Source organism: Pseudoalteromonas sp. T1lg122 (assembly GCF_002964825.1).
GTDB lineage: Bacteria > Pseudomonadota > Gammaproteobacteria > Enterobacterales > Alteromonadaceae > Pseudoalteromonas > Pseudoalteromonas gelatinilytica.
In genome coordinates this window covers 274,302-299,973 of the sequence record NZ_PQCG01000001.1, presented here as the reverse complement: position 1 = coordinate 299,973, position 25,672 = coordinate 274,302, and the positions used below count along the sequence as shown (strand labels likewise).

25 protein-coding genes are annotated in these 25,672 nt (G+C 41.8%); 11 read left to right on the top strand and 14 right to left on the bottom strand.

Going from position 1 to position 25,672, the window contains the following annotated elements:
- Position 1 precedes the first annotated feature (1 nt).
- From C2M33_RS01470 to C2M33_RS01455, 4 genes are read right to left on the bottom strand one after another with little or no spacing between them, the layout of a single operon-like run.
- A complete protein-coding gene (locus C2M33_RS01470) occupies positions 2-694 on the bottom strand; it encodes a 3-keto-disaccharide hydrolase (RefSeq protein WP_054552038.1) in 693 nt (230 codons plus the stop codon).
- Between the two features lie 24 nt (positions 695-718).
- A complete protein-coding gene (locus C2M33_RS01465) occupies positions 719-1,939 on the bottom strand; it encodes an MFS transporter (RefSeq protein WP_105173497.1) in 1,221 nt (406 codons plus the stop codon).
- A 34-nt stretch (positions 1,940-1,973) separates the two neighbouring features.
- Positions 1,974-3,026, bottom strand: a complete 1,053-nt coding sequence (locus C2M33_RS01460) for a sugar phosphate isomerase/epimerase family protein (RefSeq protein ID WP_105173496.1) — start codon at positions 3,024-3,026, stop codon at positions 1,974-1,976.
- Between the two features lie 6 nt (positions 3,027-3,032).
- Positions 3,033-4,193 carry a Gfo/Idh/MocA family protein gene (locus C2M33_RS01455; RefSeq protein ID WP_105173495.1) on the bottom strand — a complete coding sequence of 387 codons (1,161 nt, stop codon included), beginning with the start codon at positions 4,191-4,193 and terminating at the stop codon, positions 3,033-3,035.
- A 163-nt stretch (positions 4,194-4,356) separates the two neighbouring features.
- On the opposite strand from C2M33_RS01455, the gene C2M33_RS01450 reads away from it, so the two are divergent.
- On the top strand, positions 4,357-5,082 hold the full coding sequence (locus C2M33_RS01450; protein ID WP_105173494.1) for an AraC family transcriptional regulator: 726 nt from the start codon (positions 4,357-4,359) through the stop codon (positions 5,080-5,082).
- A 55-nt stretch (positions 5,083-5,137) separates the two neighbouring features.
- Here C2M33_RS01450 and C2M33_RS01445 read toward each other — a convergent pair whose 3' ends face one another.
- Both C2M33_RS01445 and C2M33_RS01440 read right to left on the bottom strand, forming a co-directional pair.
- Positions 5,138-5,917, bottom strand: a complete 780-nt coding sequence (locus C2M33_RS01445; protein ID WP_233999098.1) for a BadF/BadG/BcrA/BcrD ATPase family protein — start codon at positions 5,915-5,917, stop codon at positions 5,138-5,140.
- 23 nt (positions 5,918-5,940) lie between these two features.
- Positions 5,941-6,669 (bottom strand): copper homeostasis protein CutC, encoded by a 729-nt coding sequence (locus C2M33_RS01440; protein WP_105173492.1) that lies wholly within the window; start codon positions 6,667-6,669, stop codon positions 5,941-5,943.
- A 390-nt stretch (positions 6,670-7,059) separates the two neighbouring features.
- Between C2M33_RS01440 and C2M33_RS01435 the strand changes: the two genes are divergently transcribed.
- Together C2M33_RS01435 and C2M33_RS01430 are read left to right on the top strand one after the other, a co-directional pair.
- Positions 7,060-9,849 carry a TonB-dependent receptor gene (locus tag C2M33_RS01435; protein WP_105173491.1) on the top strand — a complete coding sequence of 930 codons (2,790 nt, stop codon included), beginning with the start codon at positions 7,060-7,062 and terminating at the stop codon, positions 9,847-9,849.
- A gap of 73 nt (positions 9,850-9,922) precedes the next feature.
- A complete protein-coding gene (locus tag C2M33_RS01430; RefSeq protein ID WP_105173490.1) occupies positions 9,923-10,339 on the top strand; it encodes a GNAT family N-acetyltransferase in 417 nt (138 codons plus the stop codon).
- Positions 10,340-10,377: 38 nt separating this feature from the next.
- Here the strand turns inward: C2M33_RS01430 and minE are convergent, their stop codons facing one another.
- From minE to minC, 3 genes are read right to left on the bottom strand one after another with little or no spacing between them, the layout of a single operon-like run.
- Positions 10,378-10,641 carry a cell division topological specificity factor MinE gene (gene minE / locus C2M33_RS01425; protein ID WP_054552047.1) on the bottom strand — a complete coding sequence of 88 codons (264 nt, stop codon included), beginning with the start codon at positions 10,639-10,641 and terminating at the stop codon, positions 10,378-10,380.
- Position 10,642: 1 nt separating this feature from the next.
- On the bottom strand, positions 10,643-11,452 hold the full coding sequence (minD, locus tag C2M33_RS01420) for a septum site-determining protein MinD (RefSeq protein ID WP_063707427.1): 810 nt from the start codon (positions 11,450-11,452) through the stop codon (positions 10,643-10,645).
- Between the two features lie 5 nt (positions 11,453-11,457).
- Complete coding sequence (gene minC / locus C2M33_RS01415; RefSeq protein ID WP_054552049.1) at positions 11,458-12,162, bottom strand: septum site-determining protein MinC; 705 nt, start codon at positions 12,160-12,162, stop codon at positions 11,458-11,460.
- Positions 12,163-12,318: 156 nt separating this feature from the next.
- Between minC and C2M33_RS01410 the strand changes: the two genes are divergently transcribed.
- Together C2M33_RS01410 and C2M33_RS01405 are read left to right on the top strand one after the other, a co-directional pair.
- Positions 12,319-12,600, top strand: coding sequence for a YcgL domain-containing protein (locus C2M33_RS01410; RefSeq protein WP_063707425.1), 282 nt, complete (start codon positions 12,319-12,321; stop codon positions 12,598-12,600).
- Positions 12,593-13,618 carry a lytic murein transglycosylase gene (locus C2M33_RS01405; protein ID WP_105173489.1) on the top strand — a complete coding sequence of 342 codons (1,026 nt, stop codon included), beginning with the start codon at positions 12,593-12,595 and terminating at the stop codon, positions 13,616-13,618. Before C2M33_RS01410 ends, C2M33_RS01405 begins: the two co-directional genes overlap by 8 nt.
- Before the next feature lie 364 nt (positions 13,619-13,982).
- Here the strand turns inward: C2M33_RS01405 and C2M33_RS01400 are convergent, their stop codons facing one another.
- Entirely contained in the window at positions 13,983-14,540 is a 558-nt protein-coding gene (locus C2M33_RS01400) for a GbsR/MarR family transcriptional regulator (protein WP_054552053.1), read from the bottom strand.
- 250 nt (positions 14,541-14,790) lie between these two features.
- On the opposite strand from C2M33_RS01400, the gene adhP reads away from it, so the two are divergent.
- The 5 genes from adhP (at position 14,791) to C2M33_RS01375 (ending at position 18,119) form a co-directional block, all read left to right on the top strand.
- A complete protein-coding gene (adhP, locus tag C2M33_RS01395) occupies positions 14,791-15,801 on the top strand; it encodes an alcohol dehydrogenase AdhP (RefSeq protein WP_105173488.1) in 1,011 nt (336 codons plus the stop codon).
- A gap of 406 nt (positions 15,802-16,207) precedes the next feature.
- A complete protein-coding gene (locus C2M33_RS01390) occupies positions 16,208-16,684 on the top strand; it encodes a hypothetical protein (RefSeq protein ID WP_233999068.1) in 477 nt (158 codons plus the stop codon).
- Between the two features lie 115 nt (positions 16,685-16,799).
- On the top strand, positions 16,800-17,198 hold the full coding sequence (locus tag C2M33_RS01385; protein ID WP_063707418.1) for a hypothetical protein: 399 nt from the start codon (positions 16,800-16,802) through the stop codon (positions 17,196-17,198).
- 106 nt (positions 17,199-17,304) lie between these two features.
- Positions 17,305-17,724, top strand: coding sequence for a hypothetical protein (locus tag C2M33_RS01380; RefSeq protein WP_105173486.1), 420 nt, complete (start codon positions 17,305-17,307; stop codon positions 17,722-17,724).
- A gap of 98 nt (positions 17,725-17,822) precedes the next feature.
- A complete protein-coding gene (locus tag C2M33_RS01375) occupies positions 17,823-18,119 on the top strand; it encodes an energy transducer TonB (protein WP_233999067.1) in 297 nt (98 codons plus the stop codon).
- A 215-nt stretch (positions 18,120-18,334) separates the two neighbouring features.
- Here C2M33_RS01375 and C2M33_RS01370 read toward each other — a convergent pair whose 3' ends face one another.
- From C2M33_RS01370 to C2M33_RS01355, 4 genes are all read right to left on the bottom strand, one after another.
- On the bottom strand, positions 18,335-18,631 hold the full coding sequence (locus tag C2M33_RS01370) for a hypothetical protein (RefSeq protein WP_063529932.1): 297 nt from the start codon (positions 18,629-18,631) through the stop codon (positions 18,335-18,337).
- 98 nt (positions 18,632-18,729) lie between these two features.
- Positions 18,730-19,590, bottom strand: a complete 861-nt coding sequence (locus C2M33_RS01365; RefSeq protein ID WP_105173485.1) for a tetratricopeptide repeat protein — start codon at positions 19,588-19,590, stop codon at positions 18,730-18,732.
- A gap of 172 nt (positions 19,591-19,762) precedes the next feature.
- Positions 19,763-22,174 (bottom strand): TonB-dependent receptor, encoded by a 2,412-nt coding sequence (locus C2M33_RS01360; protein WP_105173484.1) that lies wholly within the window; start codon positions 22,172-22,174, stop codon positions 19,763-19,765.
- A gap of 196 nt (positions 22,175-22,370) precedes the next feature.
- On the bottom strand, positions 22,371-23,639 hold the full coding sequence (locus tag C2M33_RS01355) for a Xaa-Pro dipeptidase (protein ID WP_105173483.1): 1,269 nt from the start codon (positions 23,637-23,639) through the stop codon (positions 22,371-22,373).
- A gap of 147 nt (positions 23,640-23,786) precedes the next feature.
- Between C2M33_RS01355 and C2M33_RS01350 the strand changes: the two genes are divergently transcribed.
- Complete coding sequence (locus tag C2M33_RS01350) at positions 23,787-25,610, top strand: DUF885 domain-containing protein (protein WP_105173482.1); 1,824 nt, start codon at positions 23,787-23,789, stop codon at positions 25,608-25,610.
- The last annotated feature ends 62 nt before the right edge of the window (positions 25,611-25,672 follow it).

The following is a 25,672-nucleotide window of genomic DNA, read 5'->3' as shown; positions in this document are numbered from 1 at the left end:
CTTATAGCTCCTTGATTTTTATATTTTTAAACCACACTTTGTCACCATGGTCTTGAAGCCCGATATGACCTTGTTCAGCCGTTGCAAAGTTTTTCCAGGTTGCAAACTTACTGCCTTTTACAAGGGTGTTCCATGTTGTACTGCCAATCACAATGCTGGTGGTGCTAATACCGTTTTGCCAAACTTGTAAGTGGTTGTCTTGCATTTTAATGCGTACATGGTTCCAGCTATTTGCTGGTTTGTGCGCCGCAACTGGCGCTGCAAATAAATCGTAAATTGACCCTGCTAAGTGCGAGTCAATTTCGGTATCTGGGTGTTCTTCGTTATCGATAATTTGAATTTCAGGTGCATGAGAGTAAATCATCTGTCCGGTTTCATCAGCTAAGACAAAAATACCGCTATTGCCTTTGGTAGAGATTTTCCAATCAATCTGTAATTCAAAGTTTTGGTACTGCTTTTTAGTAAGCAGGTCGCCACCACCTTTGGTTAATGTCATAGCGCCATCTTCAACGACCCATGCAGGATTTAAAGATTCGCTTTTAAAGTTACGCCATTGCGACATATCTTTGCCGTCAAACAACAACTGCCAGCCAGCTTGCTTTTCTTGTTGTGTTAGCTGATTGTCAGCCGCATTAGCGAGTGCACAGCTACTAACGGTGAGCATTAAAGTCAGTGCTTTAAGAGATTTAAACATAGTGTTCCTCGACGATTTACTTGCTTAAGACGCACATTTTTCGGTGCGTTTGTTGTTATTAATTACTAAATGCAACCCAATGAATGCGACGATTAAAATAATTGGGAAGATCAGTAGGTTTTGTAATACAGCCTGTCCGGCTAAAATTTCAATTTGTTCAGCGCTTGCGCCACTTGCTTCTGCCGATGAGCGTGCCGTATCTATCCAGCTACCAATTACAGGGTTCCAGATGCTCATAGCAAACATGCCTGCACCGCCCATTAACGACATACCCAGCGCTCCTGACTTTGGAATGTATTCAGCAACGCAGCCAAGCATGGTCGGCCAAAAGTAGGTTACGCCAAGTGCAAAAAGCATCGCTGCTAGATAAATCATGCTGCCCTCGGCTTGGCTCATCATAAAAATACCTAAGCTTGCACAAATGGCAGATCCAAGTAATACACCAGTAGGGTTGAGCTTATGCACAATGGGGCCTGCAAAGAAACGACCAACCGCCATTAGGCCAGTGATCAAGGCTAAGACCACCATAGGAGAGGCACCTGATGAACCTAAAATACGCTCAATCCATTGCTGAGTGCCAAATTCAGTGGTTGCGGTAAACGTCATACAGGCAATTAAAAAGATGTATAACGGCGTAAATAAGTAGCGAATATTGCTGCTTGTTGAGTGAGTACGCGTATCAAAGCGTGGAAATTGTGCTTTGATCAGCATAGCGCCATAGATAACCGTAGGAATTAAAATTAATGCTACTTGCCATTGCCAGTTTAAACCTGCTCCCGACATAAAATTCGACGCAAGTGCGCCTATCACAATGCCACCAGGGAACCAAACATGAAAACGGTTTAGCATAGTGGTGGTATTTTTAGGGTACATTTCTGCAATCAGTGGGTTACAGCCAGCTTCAACAGCGCCGTTGGCAAAACCAATTAAAAAGGTAGAAACCAGTAAGCCCCAAAAACCATCAGCTGTTATCGTCAAAACAAGACCAAGTAAATGACAGATAAACGCTAACGCCACTAATTTCTTCGCGCCAATGGCATTATAAATAATACCGCCGACCATAGTCGCAACCGGAAAGCCTAAAAATGCCATGGCATTAACCCAACCTAATTCGGTGTCGGTTAAGCCAAACTCACTGCCAAGTTGACCCAAAATACCAGCACGGATGGCAAAGGTCATAGAGGTCACAATCAGTGCAATACAGCAAAGCCGAAAGACAATGCGGTTATAATTATTGTTGTCCATATTGTGTGTCCTGTGTGTTCTATTGTTGTCGGTTTTATAAACCTAAAATTCGATTATTACGCTCAGTGTTTGTTGCGCCACTGGCAAAATCGTCAAAGGCTTTATCTGTTGGGTTTATTATGTGTGCTTTAATAAACTCAGCGCCTTCTCTTGCCCCATCTTCTGGGTGCTTTAAGCAGCATTCCCATTCAAGTACAGCCCAACCATCAAAACCATATTGAGTTAACTTGCTGAAGATTTGCTTAAAATCTACTTGGCCATCACCTAAAGAACGAAAACGCCCTGGTCGGTCTTGCCAGTTTTGAAATCCGCCATAAACACCTGAGCGGCCATTTGCGATAAATTCGGCATCTTTGACATGAAACGCCTTAATGCGCGAATGATAAATATCGATAAACGCTAAATAGTCGAGCTGTTGCAATACAAAATGGCTCGGATCATAAAGAATATTAACGCGAGGGTGATTATTGGTTGCTGCTAAAAAGCGCTCAAATGTCACACCATCATGTAGGTCTTCACCCGGATGTAATTCATAACACACGTCCACGCCTTGCTCGTCAAAGCAATCTAAAATGGGTAACCAGCGCTTAGCAAGTTCACTAAAGCCTTGTTCGACAAGTCCTTGTGGACGCTGTGGCCACGGGTAAAAGGTATGCCATAAAAAAGAACCCGAGAATGTCGCATGGGTTGTTAAGCCAAGGTTTTTACTTGCTTTAGCAGCCATCATCAGTTGCTCTGTTGCCCACTTTGTTCGCGCTGCAGGGTTGCCTTTTACATGCTCTGCGGCAAAGTTATCGAACATTTCATCGTAGGCAGGGTGAACAGCAATTAACTGGCCTTGCAAATGTGTTGATAACTCTGAAATTGTAAGTCCATACTCTGTGGCAATACCAGTGACTTCATCGCAGTAATGCTGGCTTTGAGCTGCTTTTTCTAAATCAAAAATAGTCGGGTTTGAGGTTGGCACTTGAATCGCTTTGTAACCTAAACCGCTTGCCCACTCACATAAACCACGAAAGCTATTGAAGGGTGCTTGATCTGAAATAAACTGCGCCAAAAATATTGCTGGCCCTTTGATTTTATTCATTCTTTTTTATCCAATCTGTAATTTGTGCCATTTAGTATCTTGCTTCGATGAAGCAACAACATGCTCAATAAACGCCATACCACGCACAGCCTCATTGATGCCAGGCACATCAAATGCTGAATTTGTTGCGTTATCGCCTTGCTTAAAAGCGTGGATCTGAGCTGCAAAATTGCGGTAAATATTGGCAAAGGCTTCAAGGTAGCCTTCTGGGTGACCGGCAGGGGCACGCAGGGCATTTTGCGTGTCAGGGTGTAATTCACCCACGCCTGCTCTAAGTAATGTGGCGGCTTGATTGTGGCCTCTTAGCCATAAGCTATTAGGCTCAAGTTGCGACCACTCAAGACTGGCTTTATCGCCATAAATACGCAGGCGTAAGTTGTTTTCATCGCCAATAGCAATTTGGCTTGCCAGTAAAACGCCTTTACAGCCATTGTTGAATCTAAGAAGCACAGTGCCATCATCATCAAGGGCTCGGCCTTCAACCACATGATTTAAATCAGCGCAAAGCTCGGTGATTTCGAGATCAGAGACATACTCGGCTAAGTTAGCTGCATGCACGCCAATGTCGCCCATACAACAACTAATGCCAGACTTACTAGTGTCTAAACGCCAGCTTGCTTGTTTTGAACCTTCGTCTTCGCTGTGTGCTAACCAGCCTTGAGTGTACTCAACAATGACTTTACGTATACAGCCGAGCTCGCCTGCTTTTACGCGATGCTTGGCTTCTTTGACCATAGGGTAACCGGTGTAAGTGTGGGTTAACCCATATAAAACCTGCTGTTTTGCAATAATGCTTTGTAATTGCTCTGCTTCTGCGAGAGTAAGCGTTGCAGGTTTATCTGAGAGCACATGAAAACCATGTTCAAGCGCCATTTTCGCGACCGGAAAATGTAAGTGGTTTGGTGTGACAATAGCCACAAAATCAATACGCTTATCAGTAGGTAATTTTGCTTCTTCGGCAAAAAGCGTTTGGTAACTGTCGTAGCAACGGCTGCTATCAAGCCCAAGTAGTTCGCCAGTTGCTTTACATTTGTTTGCGTCTGAACTGAATGCGCCTGCAACAAGCTCTATCATTCCGTCTAATCGCGCTGCAATTCGATGAATAGCGCCAATGAAGGCACCATCGCCACCGCCTACCATTGCCATGCGGATCTTAGCTTTGCTCATCTTAAGCGCTCCTAAATTTAAATAGCGTCTGCTACTGTTAATGTCATGTTATTGATAATAGGAAAGCTTAGCCAATAAGCGCTAATAAAAATTCGGTTGACAATGCAACAAAATCGGCGTTTAAAATATATAGGGCTGTTCTTTATTGAGACAAAATTAAGCGATGGATATTCAAGAAATAATAAAAAAAGCTGGCGTAAATCAGCTAATTGCTGCATTTGATTTACTGCCAGATATCCTCTTTTGGGTAAAAGACACAGATAGTAGAATCTTGCATTGTAATCAGCATTTTATTGAGCATCAGGGTTATAAAACACTGGAGCAAATATTGCTAAAAACAGACTTCGATTTTTCACCAAAGCACCTTGCGTTTCAGTACGTCAATGACGATAAACGGGTGATGGAAGGCTACATAGTGACTGACCGTTTAGAGCTGAACCAAACCCAACAAGGTGAGCTTGGTTGGTTTTCTACATCAAAGCATGCTTTAAAAGATCACGATGGCAATGTGATTGGCACTTACGGAGTAACCCGACATCTACAAAAAACCTCAAAAGCGCTTTCTCATGTAAGGGCAATTGAAGAGCCGGTAAAATTTATTCGCGAGCATTACCATCGTCAGATCAGCATTGATGAATTAGCAGAGCTTGCGCATTTGTCGGTAAGTGCTTTAGAGCGCCGCTTTAAAAAGCATTTAGCAAAAACACCTAATCAATTTATTAACGAAGTGCGTCTCGAAAATGCCCGCAAGCTACTGATTAAAACGCAACTGCCCATTTCACAAGTGGCCTACCAGTGTGGGTTTTCGGAGCCGAGTTACTTCAGCAAACAATTTCGGCGTTTGTTTGGTGAAATTCCCTCACAAATGCGCTCGCAATTAGGAGATTAAATTGCAGCTCTTGCCATTAAAATAGCCCCTTGCTCTGCACTGGCAAGGGCGGGGGTTAAAGCGCTTTACTGGCATCAGTTAAGTAAGGCGTGATGGCACTGGCAATGCCGCCCATCAAGGTGACGTTTTCAATACCTTGTTTTTCAAAGTAAGCGATATAGCGGCTAATGTATGCGCACGCTTCATTGATTAATTGCTGACAAAAAGTATCGTCAGAATGGCTAAAAACTAGGGGCGCAAATTTGGCAAGCTCTGCAGGGCGCGCTGATATTAAACGCTGACTTAACGCTTGGCTTGAGTCACAATTAAGCTGGGTGAGTAGGGTATCTATTGCAGCTGAACTTTGCGCAACACCATCAAGTACTGCAAATGCTTTACGGCAAAGTTGTAAACCTAACCAACCACCACTGGCACCATCGCTCAGTAATAAACCATAACCCCCTAATTCGCTAAATTGGTTTTGCAGCTGGTAACCCGCACAAAAGCCCGTACCAAGAATAATCACCGCGCCATCATGGTGTTGATGAGCGCCTTTACAGGCAATCAGCATATCTGTTGACAGGGTAAACTTGGCAAAAGGGTGCTGCCACTTGGTCATAGCTTGGTAAGCTGAGTCGATATTAGCTCCGGCAAGCCCTGCATGCACATAAGTGTTTTTTAGCTCGCTTAAGGCAAGCCCTGCCTCATGAAAAGCATGTTCAGTCGCGTGGAGTATTGACTCTTGGCTTTGTTGGTAGCTGGTGGCCACGTTTGCCGAGCCACTTATAGCTTCGCTGAGTAGAGTGCCGTTTTCGTTTTCTAAACGGACTTTACACTTACTGCCACCACCATCAATTCCTAAAAAATACGTTGCTATGCTTAATCCTTTGAAAGAAGCTTATTGATAGCCTCAGCGTTAATTGCACCGTTTTCGTTATGCACGCATGAGTGTACATGCACAGATGCATGTGCTGAATGATTTTCTATTAATTGCCAAAGTGTTGCCGCGTTTTCTAAAGTAACGCCACCACCCATAACAATTTCAATTTGATTAGCGCAGTGCGCTAAGTATGTGTTGAGCAGCTTGTAGCCATCTACAGCACTTTGACAGCTTTGCCATGGCGTGCCTGCTGTTAAGATGCGGTCAACTCCTAAACTAATCAGTTTCTCAAGTGCGCTTAACGGGTTTGTAAGGGTATCGAATGCACGGTGAAAGGTCACCATCAGGCCATGCTGTTTGGCTGTGGCAACTAAAGAGCGGGTCACTTCTAAATCAAGTTCGCCGTGTTTAATTGCACCAAATACCACGCCATGCGCCCCCGCGTTCGCTGCCAGTGTAATTTGTTTTTGCATTAGGTTGCGACATTCAGCACTAACAAAAAAGTTGCCTGCTTCGGGGCGTATCATCACCACTAACTCTGCACTATTAGTCAGGTTTTTCACCGCACAGTCAATCGCATTAACGCTTGGTGTTAAGCCACCTAGGTGTAAATTACTGCACAATTCAAAGCGTTTCGCGCCTAAGTTACTAGCCATTGAAATGTTGTTAGCAAGCTGCTTTAAGCACCCTTCGTTTAGGCATACTTCAAGAAATTTACCATTATTCATGGGCGTGTTTTTACCATATCTATTACACCTATTTTTTAGTTACTCAATTTGTGAGTGATTAACAAATACATGGAATTTATAATTATTATTTATTATCAATAATTTAAATGTTATTTTGAGTTTGTTTTGCTGAGCCGATAAACTCAAAATCGCTGAGCTTAACTATAATTCAGAAAATATAAAAATGAATATAAAATATTCCTAACGCCGATTTTGTCATATCTCTCACCGAATTTTTATTATCACTTTTTGACCGCTCACCCTATTCTGAGTTTGAGTTTAACAAGCTGTTAACTACCGAAAATCAGTTTAAAAACCGACAACAATAAATCGTTTTTGCAGGGGCTAAAGGCTCTTAAACAAAAACAGAACACACAACTGGAGATAGGCATGGGCAAGCAAACTGTAATAAAAACAAAAGGGCAAGGAAGGCATTTTAAGCGTAATGCAATTTTAATATCGCTACTGGCTGCAATTAATACAAGCTATGCAGCAGAGCAAGCTAATGATGATGTAGAAGTGATTGAAGTACGAGGTATTCGTTCTTCAACCGCAGAAAACTTAGCAATAAAACGACTTTCAACGGCGACAGTTGATGCAATCACCGCAGAGGATATTGGTAAGTTTCCTGATAAAAACGTCGCTGATTCATTGCAACGTGTATCGGGCGTTTTGATTGACCGCGACGGTGGCGAAGGTAGCCGCGTGAGTATTCGTGGTACGTCACCGGATTGGACTCTCACCCAATTAAACGGTAACTATATTGCTTCATCAGGTTCTGGTACTCCTACCCGTAGTTTTAATTACACGTTATTGCCTTCAAGCATGATCAAAAGTGTAGAAGTGTACAAAAGTGCTGAAGCACGCATCGATGAAGGCGGTATTGGTGGTACGGTTATTTTACACACCCGTAAACCGCTTGAAATGGAAGCAAACTCAGGGGCACTAAGTGCAGAGGTGACTTACGATGATGTGTCTGAAGACACTAAGCCGCAAGTCAACGTGCTGTATTCATGGAAAAATGACGACGAAAACTTTGGTGTACTGGCCGGTTTTACTCGTCAAGATCGCACCGTAACAACCATCACTAACAATGCATCACACTGGCGTTTTCACTCAGATACCGTTGAAGGGGCAGAGCGCCCAGCGCTGGTAGACCAAGCCACTGGCGAAGTGTATAACAATGTATGGGCGCCACGGGCTATGTACGTTACAAACTCCAACCAAGACCGTACACGCGATGGTTATCAAGTCGCTGTGCAGTGGGCACCGAGTGACAGACTTGATTTAAACTTTAACTATTTTGGTGCCAAGTTAGGCTACGACCAAACAGGGCAAAGTATTACTTTTGCCGAGTGGAACGATAACCACAACCCGTATTACGGCATTGTACTTGATGGCGATACCGTGGTTGCCTACGGTAATGGCGATAATGGTTTACTTAATGATAATAACTGGGGTGATGCCGATGTAAATGACGGTGTGGCTGTTCGCCGTGGTTTGTTATCGCCGCAGTTAACAGGGCGTGAGCGTTTTGGCGAGTCAAAATCAAACACCTATGATTTTGAAGGTACTTATTATGGCGACACTTACAGCATTACAGTAAAGCTTGGTCATACTGTAGCTAAAGGCGGAACCTCAAAAGAAACCTACGCCAATATTGATGCACGTTTAGGCTCAGTAAACAGCTGGTTGTGGTCAATTGAAAACGGAAAACCAAGCTACGAAGTGTCGACTGATTTAGCCTCTGATAAAGAAGCATATCAATATTACGATTGGTTTGACTCATACTCATCTGAAAATGAGGACTCAGAAGATTACTTTCAAACAGATGTGAAATTTGACCTTGATGGCAGTTTTTTCACTCGTGTTTATGTGGGTGGTAAATACCGCGACCACGAAATTAAAGGCATTCGTAATGACTTTCGTTGGGATGACGGCATTGCTGATAACGGCGGTTACCGCGGTTACTTGCCAGGCACTGAGTGGTTCCATAATCCAGATTTTCACCCAGATGCGCCAACCTTAGTAAGCGACCATGTGGTTGATAACAGTGCGGGTGATACAGGCGCATTTAACTTCTTAGCGTTCGATTTCAGAGCGCTGGATGATTACTTAAAAGAAAACTTTAGTCAGACAGTGGTGCCAACACTTTCGGGTACCTATGCCCTAGAAGAAAAAATTTGGTCTGTTTACACCCAAGCGGATTTTGAATGGCAAGATTTCCGCGGTAATGTTGGTGTGCGTTATGTAAATACAGAGCTGAGCACCTTGACCTACGATGATGTTATAGGTCAAGACGATGACGACACGGATCCAAATGAGCGCAGTAGTGATGGCAGTGAAGTATTACCAAGCTTTAACCTTGCATGGGATGCAACTGAAGATCTAGTGGTGCGCTTTGCCGCAGCACGCACTATGGCAAGAGTGAGCTATTCAGACTTAAGCCAAGCAGAGTCATACGGTCCTCCAGTGAACATTAACTCGCCTGATTCATGGACAGGCCGTGGTAATGGTACCTCGGTAAACACAGGGCTTGAACCTATGTTATCTGACCAATTTGATTTAGGTATTGAATGGTATTACGGCGATGGCTCTGCACTGGGTGCCACGTTATTCTCAAAAGATATTTCTAACTTACCAATCTCGACAGTAGAAATTGTAGAGCGTGAACATGATTGTTGTAACGGCCCAATTGAGGTCGAAATGAACACCAAAGTGGGTGGGGGTGATGCAAAATCAGAAGGTTTAGAGCTGTTCTTCCAGCACTCGTTTGATAATGGTTTTGGTATTTTAACTAACTATACCTACACAGATACCAGCACCAGCGAAGTCTCGACAGACGGACAAAAAACAGAGGCCGAAATACCAGGCACCGCTAAGCACCAATATAATGTGTCGGTGTACTTTGAGAATGACGACTTTAGTGTTCGTGCGTCATATAACTGGAAAGATGACCGTGCCAACGGTATTCACCAAGGCTACAACTTATATACCAAAGACTATGGTCAGCTAGATGTGAATGCCTCGTATAACTTAACAGAGGATCTTTCGTTTACCGCGTCAGTGGTGAACTTAACAGAAGAAATAGAAGAAGGATATTGGAAACAAAGCAATCGCTTTACCTATAACCAATATTCAGGCCGCCGTTTTTACTTAGGCGCAAATTATAATTTCTAACCCAAGACATGTTGTTTGTTGCAACCTAAAAAGGTACTTTTATTAAAGTACCTTTTTCTTTTTTAAGACAATAATGATTGAATTTGTAAAAACAACGGAGCAAGACAAAGCCTATTTACTCGACTTAAGATTAAATACCATGGTTGAGCACTTAGAGAATCAAGGGTTATTTTTATCACTTGAGCAACATCAAGCAAGAGTGGCAGAGCATTTTGAGCACAGTCATTTAGTTTTAAATGATGGGCAATGTGTAGGCGCTGCAAAGTTCATCTTGAGTGACCAAGCTATCAGTTTGTTACAGCTACAAATTGAACCTAAAGAGCAGGGCAAGGGGTTAGGCACTAAGGTGTTAGATGCACTCAAAGCGCAAACAGCAGAGATTAATTTAACGGTGCTAAAAGCGAATCCAGCGTATGGATTATATCAACGGACAGGGTTTAAAACGCTAGGCGAAGACGACTATGAGTTTCATATGCAGTGGCAGAAATAAAAAAGGGCGCTGTTAAAAAACTAAGCGCCCAATTTTGACTATTTCTTTTCTTCGTCAGGTAAGGTGACGTTTAGCTCAAGTACTGCTAAGTCATCTTCGTTTTGATCAAACTGAACCTGAACTGCATCAGTGTTTACATTCACGTACTTACGAATAACATCAAGGATGTCTTGTTTTAGCTGTGGTAAGTAATCTGGTGTACCACGCTGTGAACGTTCGTGCGCGACAATGATCTGCAATCGCTCTTTTGCTAATGACGCACTGCTTTTCTTTTCTGAGCGGAAGTAGTCAAGTAAAGACACATTAACCTCCAAAAATCCGTTTGAATAAGCCTTTTTTCTCTACGTCTAAGAAACGAAAATCAACAGTTTCGCCTAATAAACGATTGATAGCATCTGTATACGCTTGGCCTGCATCCGATTCAGAATCTAAGATAACCGGTTGACCAGAGTTTGATGCACTAAGTACAGCTTGTGATTCTGGAATAACGCCCAGTAATTTAATCGCTAAGATTTCTTGTACGTCTTCTACCGAAAGCATTTCGCCTTTTTCAACACGCTCAGGATTATAACGTGTTAATAGTAGGTGTTCTTTTACGCTTTCTAGGCCTTCTTCAGCACGTTTTGACTTGCTGTGTAAAATGCCAAGAATACGGTCAGAGTCACGTACTGATGATACTTCTGGGTTCGTTGTTACAATCGCTTCATCAGCGAAGTACATTGCCATCATTGCACCGGCTTCGATACCCGCTGGTGAATCACACACAATGTAATCAAAATCTTTTTTCAGCTCGTTAAGTACGCGCTCAACACCGTCACGGGTTAGGGCGTCTTTATCACGTGTTTGTGAGGCAGGTAAAATGTATAGTTTATCGACGCGCTTATCTTTAATAAGTGCTTGATTTAGGTTTGATTCACCATTGATTACGTTTACGAAATCATAAACAACACGGCGTTCACAACCCATGATAAGGTCAAGATTACGCAGACCAATATCAAAGTCGATAATAACGGTTTTAAAGCCTTTAAGCGCTAAACCTGTGCCAATCGCAGCACTCGATGTGGTTTTACCAACACCACCTTTACCAGAAGTAACGACAATCACTTTTGCCATGAGATTTATCCTTTAACCAAAGCTGAAATTTCTAATGAATCATTTTTTTGTTGGATTTGTACTGCGCTGCCCCAGTGTTCACCCTGAAGAGAGTCGCTGATCCAATAACTACCATTAATTGAAACAAGTTCTGCTTCTAATTTTTGGCAAAATATATTTGCTTCGTTGTAACCTTTTGCCCCTGCAATTGCACGGCCGCGTAAGGTGCCATAAATATGCACATTACCATCGCTAATCACTTCGGCACCATGACTTACAGCGCCAATCACGATTAAATCGCGGTCTTTAGCATACACTTGTTGGCCCGAACGTACAGTGCCATGAATAACTTGCGCAGGCAGGTGAACGGTTTTTTCAACGATAGATGTATTTGTTTGTTGTTTAGCGGTCGCACCCTTAACGTCTTGTGAATAATTTAAAACCGACAGGCCCGCAGCTTTTGCGCTTTCGTTTTGCTCTTGAGAGCCATTACAAACCCCAACTGGGTTTAACGAAAGACCACTTAACATTGATTTTAAGAAAGAGAAATCAAGCGCTTCATCTTGTACGTCGCTTAAGTTGATTACGATAGGCGCACCGGCAAAGAACTTAGGTGCTTGGGCGATTTTCTCATCTAACTGCTTACTTAAAAGGGCTGTATCTGCTGAAAATAAATGTAAAACAGATAACGTAAAAAGGTTCCCTTTTAATTCAAAAATTTGTTCCGACATACACGCTCAATTGAATTGTCTGGATTAGCATTATTTAAGTATAAACACAGGCTGAACAAGGCATATACAGTAAAAATCTAATCTATTTTTTCTAACTTATTATATGACTCATGTTATAGTGTGCGCCTTCGTTAAGCAAGATATTATAGGGTCATAATGCTAACTGCGGTGTATAAAAGTATTAAAAAAGCGGATACATACCTTTTTGTAGAAAAAAGAGATGATTTCTCTCGCGTACCTGAACCTTTACTAGAAACGTTCGGTCAACCTAAGTATGTGATGATCATCAATCTAGCAAGCCGTGAAAAGTTAGGTGTGGCAGATTTAGAAACGGTTAAGCAAGCGTTAATTGATAAAGGCTTTTACTTGCAATTACCTCCGCCGGAAGAAAATCTGTTAACCCAATTTAAAAAAGACAAGGGAGTTGAGAGTGATTAAAAAACTTGCCGTTATTTTACTCAGTGCTTCATTAAGCACTTCAGTATTGGCAGAAGAAAAGACACAAGCTGATTTTGACGTATACGTTGCTGCATTAAAAAAAGAAGCGATTGAAAAGGGCTATGATCAAGCACTTATCGACCAAGCATTCGCAACGGCTAAATTTAAAAAGAAAGTTATTTCAGCAGATAAAAATCAGCCAGAAGTAAAAGAAACCCTCGAAACCTATTTACCTAAACGTGTGCCGCAATGGAAAATTGACCGCGCCCGTAAATTATACAAAGAACACCAAGACGTACTTGAAAAAGTAGCTAAAGAATACGGCGTTCAAGCGCGTTTTATTGTGGCACTTTGGGGCCTTGAAAGTAACTTCGGGAAAATTCAAGGTGGTCATAGTGTGATTGCATCATTAGTCACACTTGCTTTTGATGGTCGCCGCGAAACCATGTACAAAAACCAACTTTGGGCTGCGCTTGATATCTTAAAAGAGGGCCACATTACCCTTGATAAGTTCAAAGGCTCATGGGCTGGTGCAATGGGTCAAACACAGTTCATGCCAACGTCGTTTAATTCATACGCAGTAGATTATAACGGCGATGGTCGTAAAGACATTTGGACCACAGAAGAAGACGCTTTTGCTTCAATTGCTAATTACCTTAAGCAAGAAGGTTGGAACGATGATTTAACCTGGGGTCGCCAAGTTAAATTACCTGAAGGCTTTGATAACGCAAATATTCTTAAGCGTGGCACCAAAACGCGCGGTCAATGGCTAGAGTATTGGAAAAACTCAGAGCGCAGCCTTGCTGACTGGCAAGCTCTTGGTGTGCGTAAAATGGATGGTAGCGACTTACCAAACGTTGATGTTACCGCCGCAATGGTAATGCCAGATGATACCAATGGCCGTATGTACCTAGCCTACGATAACTACAAAGCACTTATGCACTGGAATCGCTCGTATTACTTTGCAACCAGTGTTGGTTACTTATCAGATCGCATCGGTTACCCAGCGATTAAGTAATCGAGTAATAAAAGTTAGCAAGTATCAAGGGTAAAGCAATAAGTTTTACCCGAGCAACTTGCTAACTTATTCGGCGTTAAAACGCCTCCTACAAACTTTACTCTCGTAACTCGAAACTTTCCCCTCAATCGCGCTAAAGCACGACCTACAAAACAACGTGCGAAACAAGTTTCACGCCTACGATATAAAAATTAGGCGCTAGGATTTAGGCTCTGGGACGCGATATTAAATCGCTGCTACATGTTCGGCGTTAAAACGCCTCCTACAAACTTTACTCTTGTAACTCGAAACTTTCCCCTTGTAACTCGCTAACTTTCCCCTTGTAACTCGCTAACTTTCCTCTCGCCCCTAGCAACTCGCTAACTTATTCCCCTTTCCCCGGTTTTTTCAAAATCTTGTCTTTAAAATCAAGTACCTTGCCAATGCCAGAACCTAGTTTCATAAGGCTTTGAAGCTGTTCAGGGCTTAAGCGTTGTAGCTCTGCAGACCATTTGGTTACGGTTTCGAGCAGGTCGTGAATTTCTTGCATTTGTTGTTGAGCAAAGCGCTCATCATCATTGTGGGCTTCTTCTAAAATGTTATCGCGAAGCAGGCTAAGGGTTGGGTCTATCTCGCGTTTTTTACGCTCTTCGAATACGCGGTTGGCCATATCCCAAATGCTGCCAGCAGGGCCGTAGTATTCTTTGCGGTCACCCGGAATATGATGCACTTTAATTAAGCGCCAAGACTGTAGCTCTTTAATGCCCATGCTGACGTTTCCGCGCGAGATACTTAAGGTATCGGCAATTTCATTGGCGGTCATTGGCTCTTTAGTAATGGTTAATAAACCACACATTTGACCAATGGTGCGGTTAAAGCCCCAACGGCTACCCATTTCACCGCAGTGCATAACAAAAGCTAAATTTTTTTCAGATAGGCTCATAATTTTTAGTATTCAAAAATTTCAGAAATTAAATGCTAGCACGCTCGGGGTATAACTAAAAGAAATAGCCACTATGCAATCTGCTACTACTAAAGTGTAGATACGCCATATTTTAAATTTAAGTTATTGAATTTAAAGTGTAGTTTAATTAAATGCCGTGGTGATTAGCTATTTGATGTGGATCAATAATAGTGACAGTTAATAAGTTTATCGTATAGGCTGAAATCTAATAATACCATGGAGGAACGTTATGAAAGCTGCAGTAAATAAAGAGTACAAAGGTAAATTAACTATCGAAGATATCCCATGCCCAGAAGTGGGAATTAACGATGTGCTAGTTAAAATTGCCGCGTGTGGGGTGTGCCACACAGATTTACATGCTTGTCATGGAGATTGGCCAGTAAAACCTAAAATGCCATTAGTGCCGGGTCATGAAGGGGTAGGTACTATCGAAAAAGTAGGCGCAAACATTAAACACCTATCAGTAGGCGACCGTGTCGGTGTTCCTTGGTTATATAGCGCCTGTGGTCATTGTGAGTTTTGTTTAGAAGGTAAAGAAACTTTATGCCTTGAACAGCACAACACTGGGTATTCAGTTGATGGAGGTTACGCCGAGTACTGTGTAGCCCATGGCGATTACGTGGTTAAAATTCCTGAAGGATTAGGTTTTTCAGAAGCCGCACCACTATTTTGTGCGGGGGTTACAACCTATAAAGCGCTTAAAGTGACTGATGCTAAGGCAGGCGATTGGGTGGCAATTGTCGGTGTTGGCGGACTAGGGCATTTAGCGGTGCAATACGCGAAAGCAATGGGTTTTAATGTGATTGCCGTTGATACAGGTGATAGCAAGTTGGCACTGGCTAAAGAGCTTGGTGCAGACATCACCATAGATTTTATGAAGCAAGTGCCTTCAGAAACCATTTTTGAACAAGTAGGCGGCGCACATGGTGTTGTGTGTACTGCTGTTTCAAAACCCGGTTTTGAGCAAGCCTATAAAAGCGTGCGCCGTGGCGGTAAATGCGTGCTTGTAGGTTTACCACCCGAAGATATGCCATTGCCAATTTTCGATACCGTGTTAAATGGTGTGTCTGTTGTAGGCTCTATCGTTGGTACGCGTAAAGACTTACAAGAATGCCTCGACTTTGCAGCCAAAGGTAAAGTTAAAGCCATTATTGAAGAAAAACGCCTAGAAGATATCAACGATATTTTTGACGACATGCTAAAAGGCGATATCACAGGCCGAATCGTGATGACGCTTTAAGCTGAGTCAGTTAACGCTGTCAGGTTTGTTGAGTAATCAATTGAATCTGACAGTTTTTCATATGCTAGAAAATAGGGGGGTTGTAACTCGTTATTGCCTCTAGATGAGCTAACGTAATTACTCAATAGGTCTGCTTTGAGTGATCCGATACGGTGCCATGCATTTAATGCTATTGGCTAAACTCCATAAATCTGACATACCACATAACTTTTATGTTATTACCAATACGAGGGACTGTGTAAATATATTAGTTTTCTTGTTGTGCTTCCATATTCAAAAAATAAGCGATGAGCGCAATTTATCTTTCTGAATCTCTCTAGTATTAATAAAAAATTATAGTTGGTAATACATACGTTATTTGTTAAGAATAGATTTATTAATACATGAGCGTGACATCTGCAGAAAGATGCGCGAAGCGCGCAATATAAAATTGTTATACGTCGAACAGGCATCACAGATGATTTTTAATAAATTCATTAGAGTATTCAAAGAAACGAAAGGGATGCCAAAGTTATTCCAGTTTCAGCATATGCTTAACTCAATTACATATTCACTAATGGTACTTTTTGCTTTCTGGCCTTGGCCAAACGAAGACTATTCGTTGAATGGGCGCAGCCTTACTTACCAAGAATTTTGGTTAACAGGCATGGCACCTGGTTTCCTATTATTTTGCATACTAATCATTGCAATTTGCTTCGCTTCAGTGAATAAACACTGGGCTGGCCGTGTAGGTACTTTTTTATACTGGGCATCTATTATTGCCTTCATGTCTTTCTATTCTTTAACTGGGGTAGTAATAGGTGGGACAATAATTGCTTTTTGGGCGTACTATGTGTTCTTTAGCACTGGCATGAGGCAGTTTTTTGCTCAGTCAAAAGTATAACAAACAGGTTATTGTACTCGCTACCGCTCGTTGGGACTCAAAACCTTGGCGTGCGCTTTCGTGCCTAAACAATAGCACATAGTTTTTCGTTATCTACTTAGAGAGCCTGAGTTAAATGGATGCATTGAGTAAGCTTCAAGAAAAAAATAAAATCCACTCTAAGCATCAGCGTAATGCTAGCTGGAGCGCAGTTTGGGTGTTTTTACTAATGAGCCCATTGTTATTTAGCTATGGCAACGAATTTTACTTTTCTGTGATAAAAAACATTCAAATTGAGGCTCCGCACCCATTTATAGTCTTATTTGGCTCGTTATGTTTTGGTTTACCTTTATTAGCTATCGGTGAATGCATTCTTTTCAAGCGCGTTAATAAATTACTTCTTTTAATTATCGCAGAAGCTTGGTTTATCTGGTTTTGGGTTGTTAATCCATTATCTTGGTTGGCTTTTTTACCATTGATTCCTGCATTTGTTATATTGCAAATACAACTCCCTCAAATAAGAACAGGTAAGTAAAGGGGTTATAACAAGACAGTAAGTGGGTAAATTAACAGTTGGCTGTTTTCATTGTGTTCAACAGTGTCAGCGAACTATAAATTTATTAATTAGGAGAGAGTTATCCATGGAAGCACTAGAACGAATCACTGAAAGAGTATGTCGCAACGGTCATCCAGATGACCCGGAGACACCAAGACCATTACTTTCAATTGATGAGTTTTTCGAGGGAAACGATGTAGTAGGAAGCATAGGATGCAATTTAATTGATATTCCGCATCCCAATGATTTTTTAAGAGTATTTAAGGCTATTATCCACCGACCTGATGTGAAGGATATTAGAATCCAAGAGTCTGCTTTTGATGATCCAGATTGGCCATTTTCGGATACAGTGTACATAATGACCTCTGCTTCTGAATCTGAGGTAGGTTCATGGTTCCCTGAACACTTAAAACCCGACGAAATTTGGGAGGGCTTTGTTAATCAAGATTACGAGGCTTATGAAATACCCGCTGAAACCCGCCCAGTAGCAGTTTGGTGGGATTAATAAGCAATTTATCAAACATTGATTATGTGCTTAATTATTAGAGCGTAAGATCCCGTTGTATTACTTACAACCTAAATGGGTCGGTAACTGTCAAAAGGATGTTCAAAATTAAAAAGCTAATATTGATTTGTCTTATCTATGCTTTATCGGGGTGTGCTTCTTCTGATGTGGAACCTGTTCCAAAAGGCTGGGTTTTGCTTTCGTTCGATATTGATAGCAATGGAAATCCTATTAATATCAAAGTTCTTGAGTCAAATCCGTCTATCGTTTTTGATAAAGAAGCTATTATTGCCTTGGAGAAATGGAAATTCAAACCTAAAGTTGTAAATGGTGTTCCAGTTGCTCAAAAGGAAATGCAAGTGAGATTGGATTTTGAGTTGAATGACGAAAATTAATAATCCAATAAAAGCTCATATTACTCATTCTTTGTTTTAAACAATCACAATAGGCTAAAGCGGGTGCTAATCTTGAAATTGAAAAGGAATTTCTTTTTAAATTCGACGATACTCGTTTCAAGCATATAAATGCTACACCAGTTAGAAACACGCTAACCTGTCGGGTTAATTTATAAATGAGACTATACATACTCAAATTTATAAAACTTGAATGCTTACCAACCATCCAAATATGTACCTAGTTCTTTACCCTTTTCAATATCCTCTTTAGCTAAATAGCTGATACGACTTTGTTCATTTCGCATACTAAATCGATGAAATGAAATACATAAAAGCAAATACATCAACCAGAAAAATAACAGAAACCCTGTGAATAATAAGGCTTTTTCAATGAGATCAAGTCCATCCCTAAAAAACACTATTGGAATACCGATTAATGCAACTAGCCAAGAGATATAAAAGAACGATGCTTTTGCTGCAGTCTTTATAATTGTCGAATTGTAGTATTTCAATGGCAGACCTTTTGGTATTTCATAACATGTATAGCTAAAGTTTGGCTGTTATCCTATCAACTCTCATCGAAGTTACAGTACAGACTGTAATAGCCTATCTAACTCTTGCAGTATTCCGCTAGTAGTGCATTAACGTAATCTGCACCAAGCTCTTTTGCTTTTTTCCAATTCTGACAAGCGGCTTCTAAATCGCCTAAGGCTTTGAAGGAGTTTGCCATATTAGCGTAAGCGCGCTGCAATGTAATTTCATCCTTCGGGATAATTTCAATTACAGTACCATAATCAGCAATTGCCCCCAGATGATCGCCGTTGTCATCTTTTAACGCTCCTCTATTTAATAATGCGCTAGAAAAGTTTGGTGCAATCTCTATCGCTTTATCATAATCAATCATTGCAGCATTAGAAGCATATAATTCATTCTTTGCTATCGCTCTCGAATAAAGAGCGTCTACGTCTTTGCTATTCACTTTAAGTGTATTTGTCCATTGCGCAATGGCAGCAGAAAGATTGCCTTGATTATAGTAATCAAAACCTTTGTTAAAAAATTCGTCTGCTGTTGTTGCCTCAAATGGCGGAAAAAATTGATTGTTTTTATCGAATGGCGCTCCAAACCCTTCAAATTTTGCATCAAACTCGTATCCTCTTTTGTACATATCTAATGTCCAATACACCAAGTTATCAGCAGTTACAGGAAAGGGACTCGTTTTTCCTGATAAATCCCATACACCATTTTCGGTCTTAACTGGCTCTAAAACTTTATATCCGTAACTATTTTTCAGAAGTAAAGCCAAATTATTTAATTTGGCTTTACTGTCAGAAAGAAAATGAAAATCGAAAGCGAGCATTGAATACGGTGTTAAGCCATTCGACTCCATGCTGAAATAAACAGAATCTGCACTATTAATTTCATCGTTATAATTTTTAGAGAACGCCGCCCATGTGAAGTATGTGTTTTCCATTGTGATTCCTTTAAATGAAACTAGCGTTGTAACTAGAAAAATTGTCTTAAAATTCACAAAATCTCTGCAAAATTATCTGTCATTTATAATCTATCATCTTATGTTTATTACCAAAAATCCAAACAAAAAAGCGCGACCTAACTAAGCCGCGCTTTTTGCTATCAATTCACAATTAAAGTGTGTAGCTAAAAGTTAATTTAGCATTACGCTCTTCTCCTGGCATGCCGCCTAAGAACATTGCTTTTGAGTAATAGGTTTTGTTAAACAAGTTATTTAGGTTTAACTGTAGTTTCCAATCATCTGTTTGGTATTGAATTGCGGCGTCGTAAACCGTGTAGCTCGGTACGTAGCCATCAGGAATACCAAACGAGGTTGAATGAGTGCTGCGGTCATCAACATACTGTACGCCTGCGCTAATTGTCAGTGGCTCGGCTAAATCAAACCATTTAGCGTCATAGCTTAACCAGCTGCTTGCTGTTACATAAGGCACACCTTTTTGGCGAGAATCAAAGCTTGATGAATTTGGATTTTGCTTATCGCGCGCGTCTTGATACACCGCGTTTACGTTAAGTTTCCACTGCTCGTTTAAATCGGCATTTAAATCAAGTTCAACACCTTTGGTTTGCTCTTCACCATCGTAAAAGCTTTTTGGTACTGAGGCATCAGATACACCGGTTTCGTAATCTGGGTTGGCATACTCAAGGTTTGTACGGGCACTATCAAATATCACAAGTGAGGCTAGTAGTTGATCGTCAAAGGCTTTTACACGCATACCAATGTCGTTACTGACTGACTCGGCGTCATCGCGGTCTGCTTCGTTACCCGATACACTGCCAAGCACGCTGTAGGCTGTACGACCTTTAGAGTGGTTTACAAAGAACGAGATATCATCGCTCAGTTTGTAGGTTGCACCTAGGTTGTAGGTCATTCCGCTGTCTGATGTATCTGCTTCTGGTGTTGGCTCGGCGGCACTGGCGCGGTAGCGTGCATCAACACCAAAGTGTTCGTAGCTTTGTTTGATACGGTTAAAGGCAACGCCTACTCGGGTTGTAAAGGTATCGTGAATATAGGCAACATGTTGAATACCCACACCCCAAGCCTGAACCTTTTTGTTGTAATCGCTGGTTTTTAGCGGATCGTAATCAAAAAAGCTGCCTTCGCCCCAGTTCGGGTTACGAATATCAAAAATGTAAGGTAATTGACCTTGGTAAATAACCTCTCCATCTTTGTTTTTAATGACCTGATCAGCATCGTAAATTGAATATTGTTTAAAACGAATATCGCGGTCTTCGTAGTTGGCGTTTACCAGTAGTTCGTTATCAATACCGGCAAAGCTAAAGTCATAACGCAAGTCAGCAAAGTATTGCCATGATTTTTCGTCAGCTTCTACTTGTCGGTATTCTTGGCGACGCGCTGCAAATGGGTAAAGTACGTCATCAACTACTAAAGGAGCGCGCGGGTCGGCATTGATCACGCCATTACGGTTCCAATAAACATAGTTATAAGCACCTGTTTGGCGGGCAAAGCTCGATTCGTAATTACGGTATTGTAGTTGCTGATTTAAAAATAAATTATCGGTAATGAAGTAGTTATGGGTTAACTTAAAGCGCAGCTCTTCGCCTTCGTTATCATTTGCCATTGGCGAGATAATACCGTTATGACCAAAGGTATAAGGCGTTAGGCCATCATTTGCTGCCAGTGAGTCTGCTAATTGTTGGCGTTGCTGTTCGGTTAGTTGCAGGCCTCTTGCCGTTGCATCGTTAATTAAATCGGCAGCGGTTACTTCATCTGCGGTTTTACCATTCACTGAGTCGCTGTTAAAAATACGTATAGGGTGGCCAATTGAATCAACGGCAATGGCATCTTTGATATAAGCGGCAGAAATCATGATGTCTTGTTTGTCGCTTAAAACGTATTTTAACGCGCCATAAATTTCATCACGGTCGTCTTTTAAGTCGCGGTAACCATCGCTGCGAGCGGTTTTTGCGTTAAGGCGATAAGCAAGGTTCTCTGTTAATGCTGCTGTGCTATCAAAGCCTAGTGAGTAGCTATCCCATTGACCAAGCTCGGCATTAACGGTGTGTTTTTCAGTGAATTGTGGTTTCTTTTCAATAAGGTTGATAACACCGCCTGCGCTACCCATACCATATAAACCCGTTGCAGGGCCTTTAAGTACTTCTACAGATTCAACGTTGGTCATTGAGCGTGTAGGGTTAAAGGTGTTACCTAGGCCTGCACCGCCGTACATGCCATCGTATGTATAGTTAGCGCCTAAACCGCGGATCACTAAGTTATCGCCAATACCGTAGTTATTACCGGCTTGGGTTACACCACTGATGTTACGCACTAAGTCTTGTAAGTTTGTTGCGCCTTGCGAGTTGATAAGTTCTTGATCAACAACTACAACCGGGGCTGGCGTTTCCATTAGGGTCATATTTGATTTAGTGGCAAGGCCCGAATCAAGTACTACACGGTTTTGTTTGTCGTAAACGGTGATACGTTCAACTGAGTCTAAATCGTTGGCGTTTGCATTGAATGCGCTTAAGCAGGCTAGGGCTAAAATTGAGTATTTATGTGTCGTCATTACAGGTAAATTGTCGAAATTTTTCGGTAATGATAATGCGAGCTATTTTCATTCCAAGTTTTATTTATCTGTTTTAGGTAATTTCTTTGTTTGGACACAGGTTGCTAACAATTGGTTTTATGATTGGTAATTTTGTTTACGATATAGATACAAGGAAAGGTTACTGGCTCCACTCATGCAAAGCCAGCATAATAGCTTATTTAAAAACCTTGCCGTCTTTCATAACAAATTGTACATCTTCAAGTACTGCAATGTTTTCAAGTGGGTTGCCTTTAACGGCGATAATATCGGCTAAGAAACCGCTTTTGATTTGCCCAAGTTGATCATCCATTTTTAGCAGTTTAGCGCTATTGATGGTGGCAGACTGTAAGGCTTGCAGTGGTGTCATACCAAATTCAACCATACGCGAGAACTGCTTCGCGTTATCGCCATGAGGGTAAATCGCTGCATCAGTACCAAACACCATGTTTACGCCAGCTTTTACTGCACGGCTAAAGCTATCGCGTTGCTTTTTAGAGACTTGGCGTTCTTTATTGAGGTTTTCTTCTGCAACCCCGTTTTGTTCGCCAAAGGCAAGGGTGTACTCAGTGTTGTAAATATCCATTGAGAACCAAGTGCCGTGTTTTTTGGCAAGTTTAATGGCTTCGTCATCGACAAAACTAACGTGCTCAACACTGTCTACACCAGCAACAATGGCTGCTTTAATACCACTGGTACCGTGCGCATGGGCTGCAACGGTTAGGCCACGTAAATGAGCTTCGTCAACAATGGCGTTCATTTCGTCTTGGCTATATTGTTGAATACCGACTTTTGTGCCTTTTGAAAATACCCCGCCTGTAGCGCAAAACTTAATGGCATTAGCACCGTACTTAATGTTTTCACGTACTTTAGCGCGCACAGCCCATGGGCCATCAGCAACGCCTTCGGCGGTGTATTTCATTTCTGGTGGTAAACGGTTGTTATCACAGTGACCGCCAGTAACACCTAAAGACGGGCCAGCTGCCCAAATACGTGGGCCAACAATATCGCCTGCGTTAATGCCATCGCGTACGGCAATCACGCTGTAGCCTTCTGCGCCTAAGTTACGCAGCGTTGTAAAACCTGCATACAGTGTTTTTTCGGCAAAGTGCGCCGCTTTAATCGCTTTACGCGGAATCGATTGACCAATTCGCTCACTGCGCGGCACGGTCGGATCGCTCGTTAAATGCACATGCATATCCATTAAACCCGGCACCAAAGTCAGTTCTAATAATTGAATGTGATTATCGCCGTCTTTTAAGTTTGGCTGTTTATTGCTTTGTACAGCTGTAATTTGACCATTATCTATACTGATAAGTGGTGATTTAATCAGTTTACCTGAATTTACATCTACCATGGCTTTTGCCGATAAGTAGGTTGTTGCGTAGGTATTTAGAGAGGTTAGGCAAGCTAGGCCTAGGCTAATAGCAAGAGCTGTCTTTTTCATTTTTATTCAAAATTGGTAAGTCGAGCCGCCACTCTAGCAATCAGCTTGCAAAGTGTAAATAAACTGCGATAAGTTGCAGCGATACTTGCTAAATAGGGAACTAAACCCTCATAATTTACGCGTACTTAATATAAGGGCAGGGAAAGAATGAAAAACGTAAAACTAGCACTACTTAGTTCGGCAGTGATGTTTGCATTACTTGGTTGTAATGAATCAACGCCAAGCAACGAAAAACCAACTCAAGAAGTGAGCAAACAAGCGCCAAGCGCAACGTCAGCCACAGAGCAACTTGATACATTACTAGCAGACTACTTTGAAGCAGGCTTAAAGTTTAATCCAATTGGTGGTACTTACATTGGCCGTAGCGAATATAACGACCAATTTATTGCACCTATTAGTAAAGCAAACCGCGATGAGCAGCTTAACTTTGTTAAAGAATACAAGAACAAACTAGCAAATATCGACAAAGCGCAATTAAAGGGTCAGTCATTATTGAGCTACGAAATTCTAGCCCGCGATTTAGACCTTGCGATTGAAGGCGCTCAGTTTCCAAGTTACTTAATGCCAATTAACCAAATGGGCGGGGCGCATAATACCTTTGCTGCATTAGGTTCTGGGCAAAGCGCACAACCTTTTAACACGGTTGAAGATTATCAAGCATTTGAAAAACGTGCTGACGGTTTCATCGCTTGGTTAGACAGTGTTGAACAATCAATGCGCCAAGGCATTAAAGACAAAGTGGTTCTTCCTAAACCGCTCGCTGAAAAACTATTACCGCAATTTCAAACTCATATTGTAGAAAAACCAGAAGAGTCATTATTCTGGGGGCCAATTGCTCAGTTACCTGAATCTTTCAGCGACGAGCAAAAAGCACAGCTAACAAGCGCGTACACTGCGATGATCAGCGAGCGTTTAGTGCCTGCGTATCAAAAAATGGCTGACTTTTTAGCGAATGAATACATTCCAAATGCCCGTGAAAGCATTGGTTACAGTGACCTACCAAATGGTAAAGCATGGTATGAGTACCAAATTAAACAGCATACAACGCTGAGCTTAAACGCCGATGAAATTCATGACATTGGTTTAAGCGAAGTATCGCGCATCTTATCTGAGATGAAAAAAGTCAAAGAGACTGTCGGTTTCGAAGGCGATTTAAAAGCGTTTTTTGAACACCTAAGAACTTCAGATGAGTTTTACTACGATACGCCAGAAGAGTTAATTGCCGCGTACGAAGCTGTAAAAGAAAAGATTGATGCTAAGCTGCCGCAAATGTTCGATATTGCGCCAAAAGCGCCATACGTTGTAAAAGCAGTTGAAGACTTCCGCGCAGAATCAGCTGCGGGTGCATCTTATCAGTCACCAGCGCCAGATGGCTCACGCCCAGGTATTTTCTATATCAATACCTTTAACCTAAAAGCACAGCCTAAGTTTTTGCTTGAAACCTTGTCTATTCACGAAGCCGCACCGGGTCACCACTTTCAAATTGCCTTGCAACAAGAAATTGAAGGACTACCGCTGTTTCGTAAATTTGGTGGTTACACGGTATTTGCAGAAGGTTGGGCATTGTATGCAGAAAGTTTAGGTAAAGAGCTTGGCTTATTTACCGACCCTTACATGTGGTACGGCCGTTTATCAGATGAGCAATTACGTGCAATGCGCTTAGTGCTTGATACTGGTTTCCACGCAAAAGGTTGGACACGTCAACAAGGTATTGATTACATGTTGGCTAACTCATCAATGGCCGAAAGTGACATTATTGCCGAAGTTGAGCGTTACATTGCATGGCCGGGCCAAGCGCTGTCGTACAAGTTAGGTCAGTTCAAAATTCAAGAACTACGTGACTACGCGAGCAAAGAGCTAGGCGATAAGTTCGATATTAAAGCTTTCCATACGCAAGTGCTGATTGATGGCGCATTACCTATGCCAATTCTTGAAGAGAAAATTAAGCGTTGGGTTAACGAGCAAAAATAGCTAAACTTTGCGCGCATGCTGGCTTTACGCTAGAATGCGCGCTGTTTAGGGGCTTTGAGTAA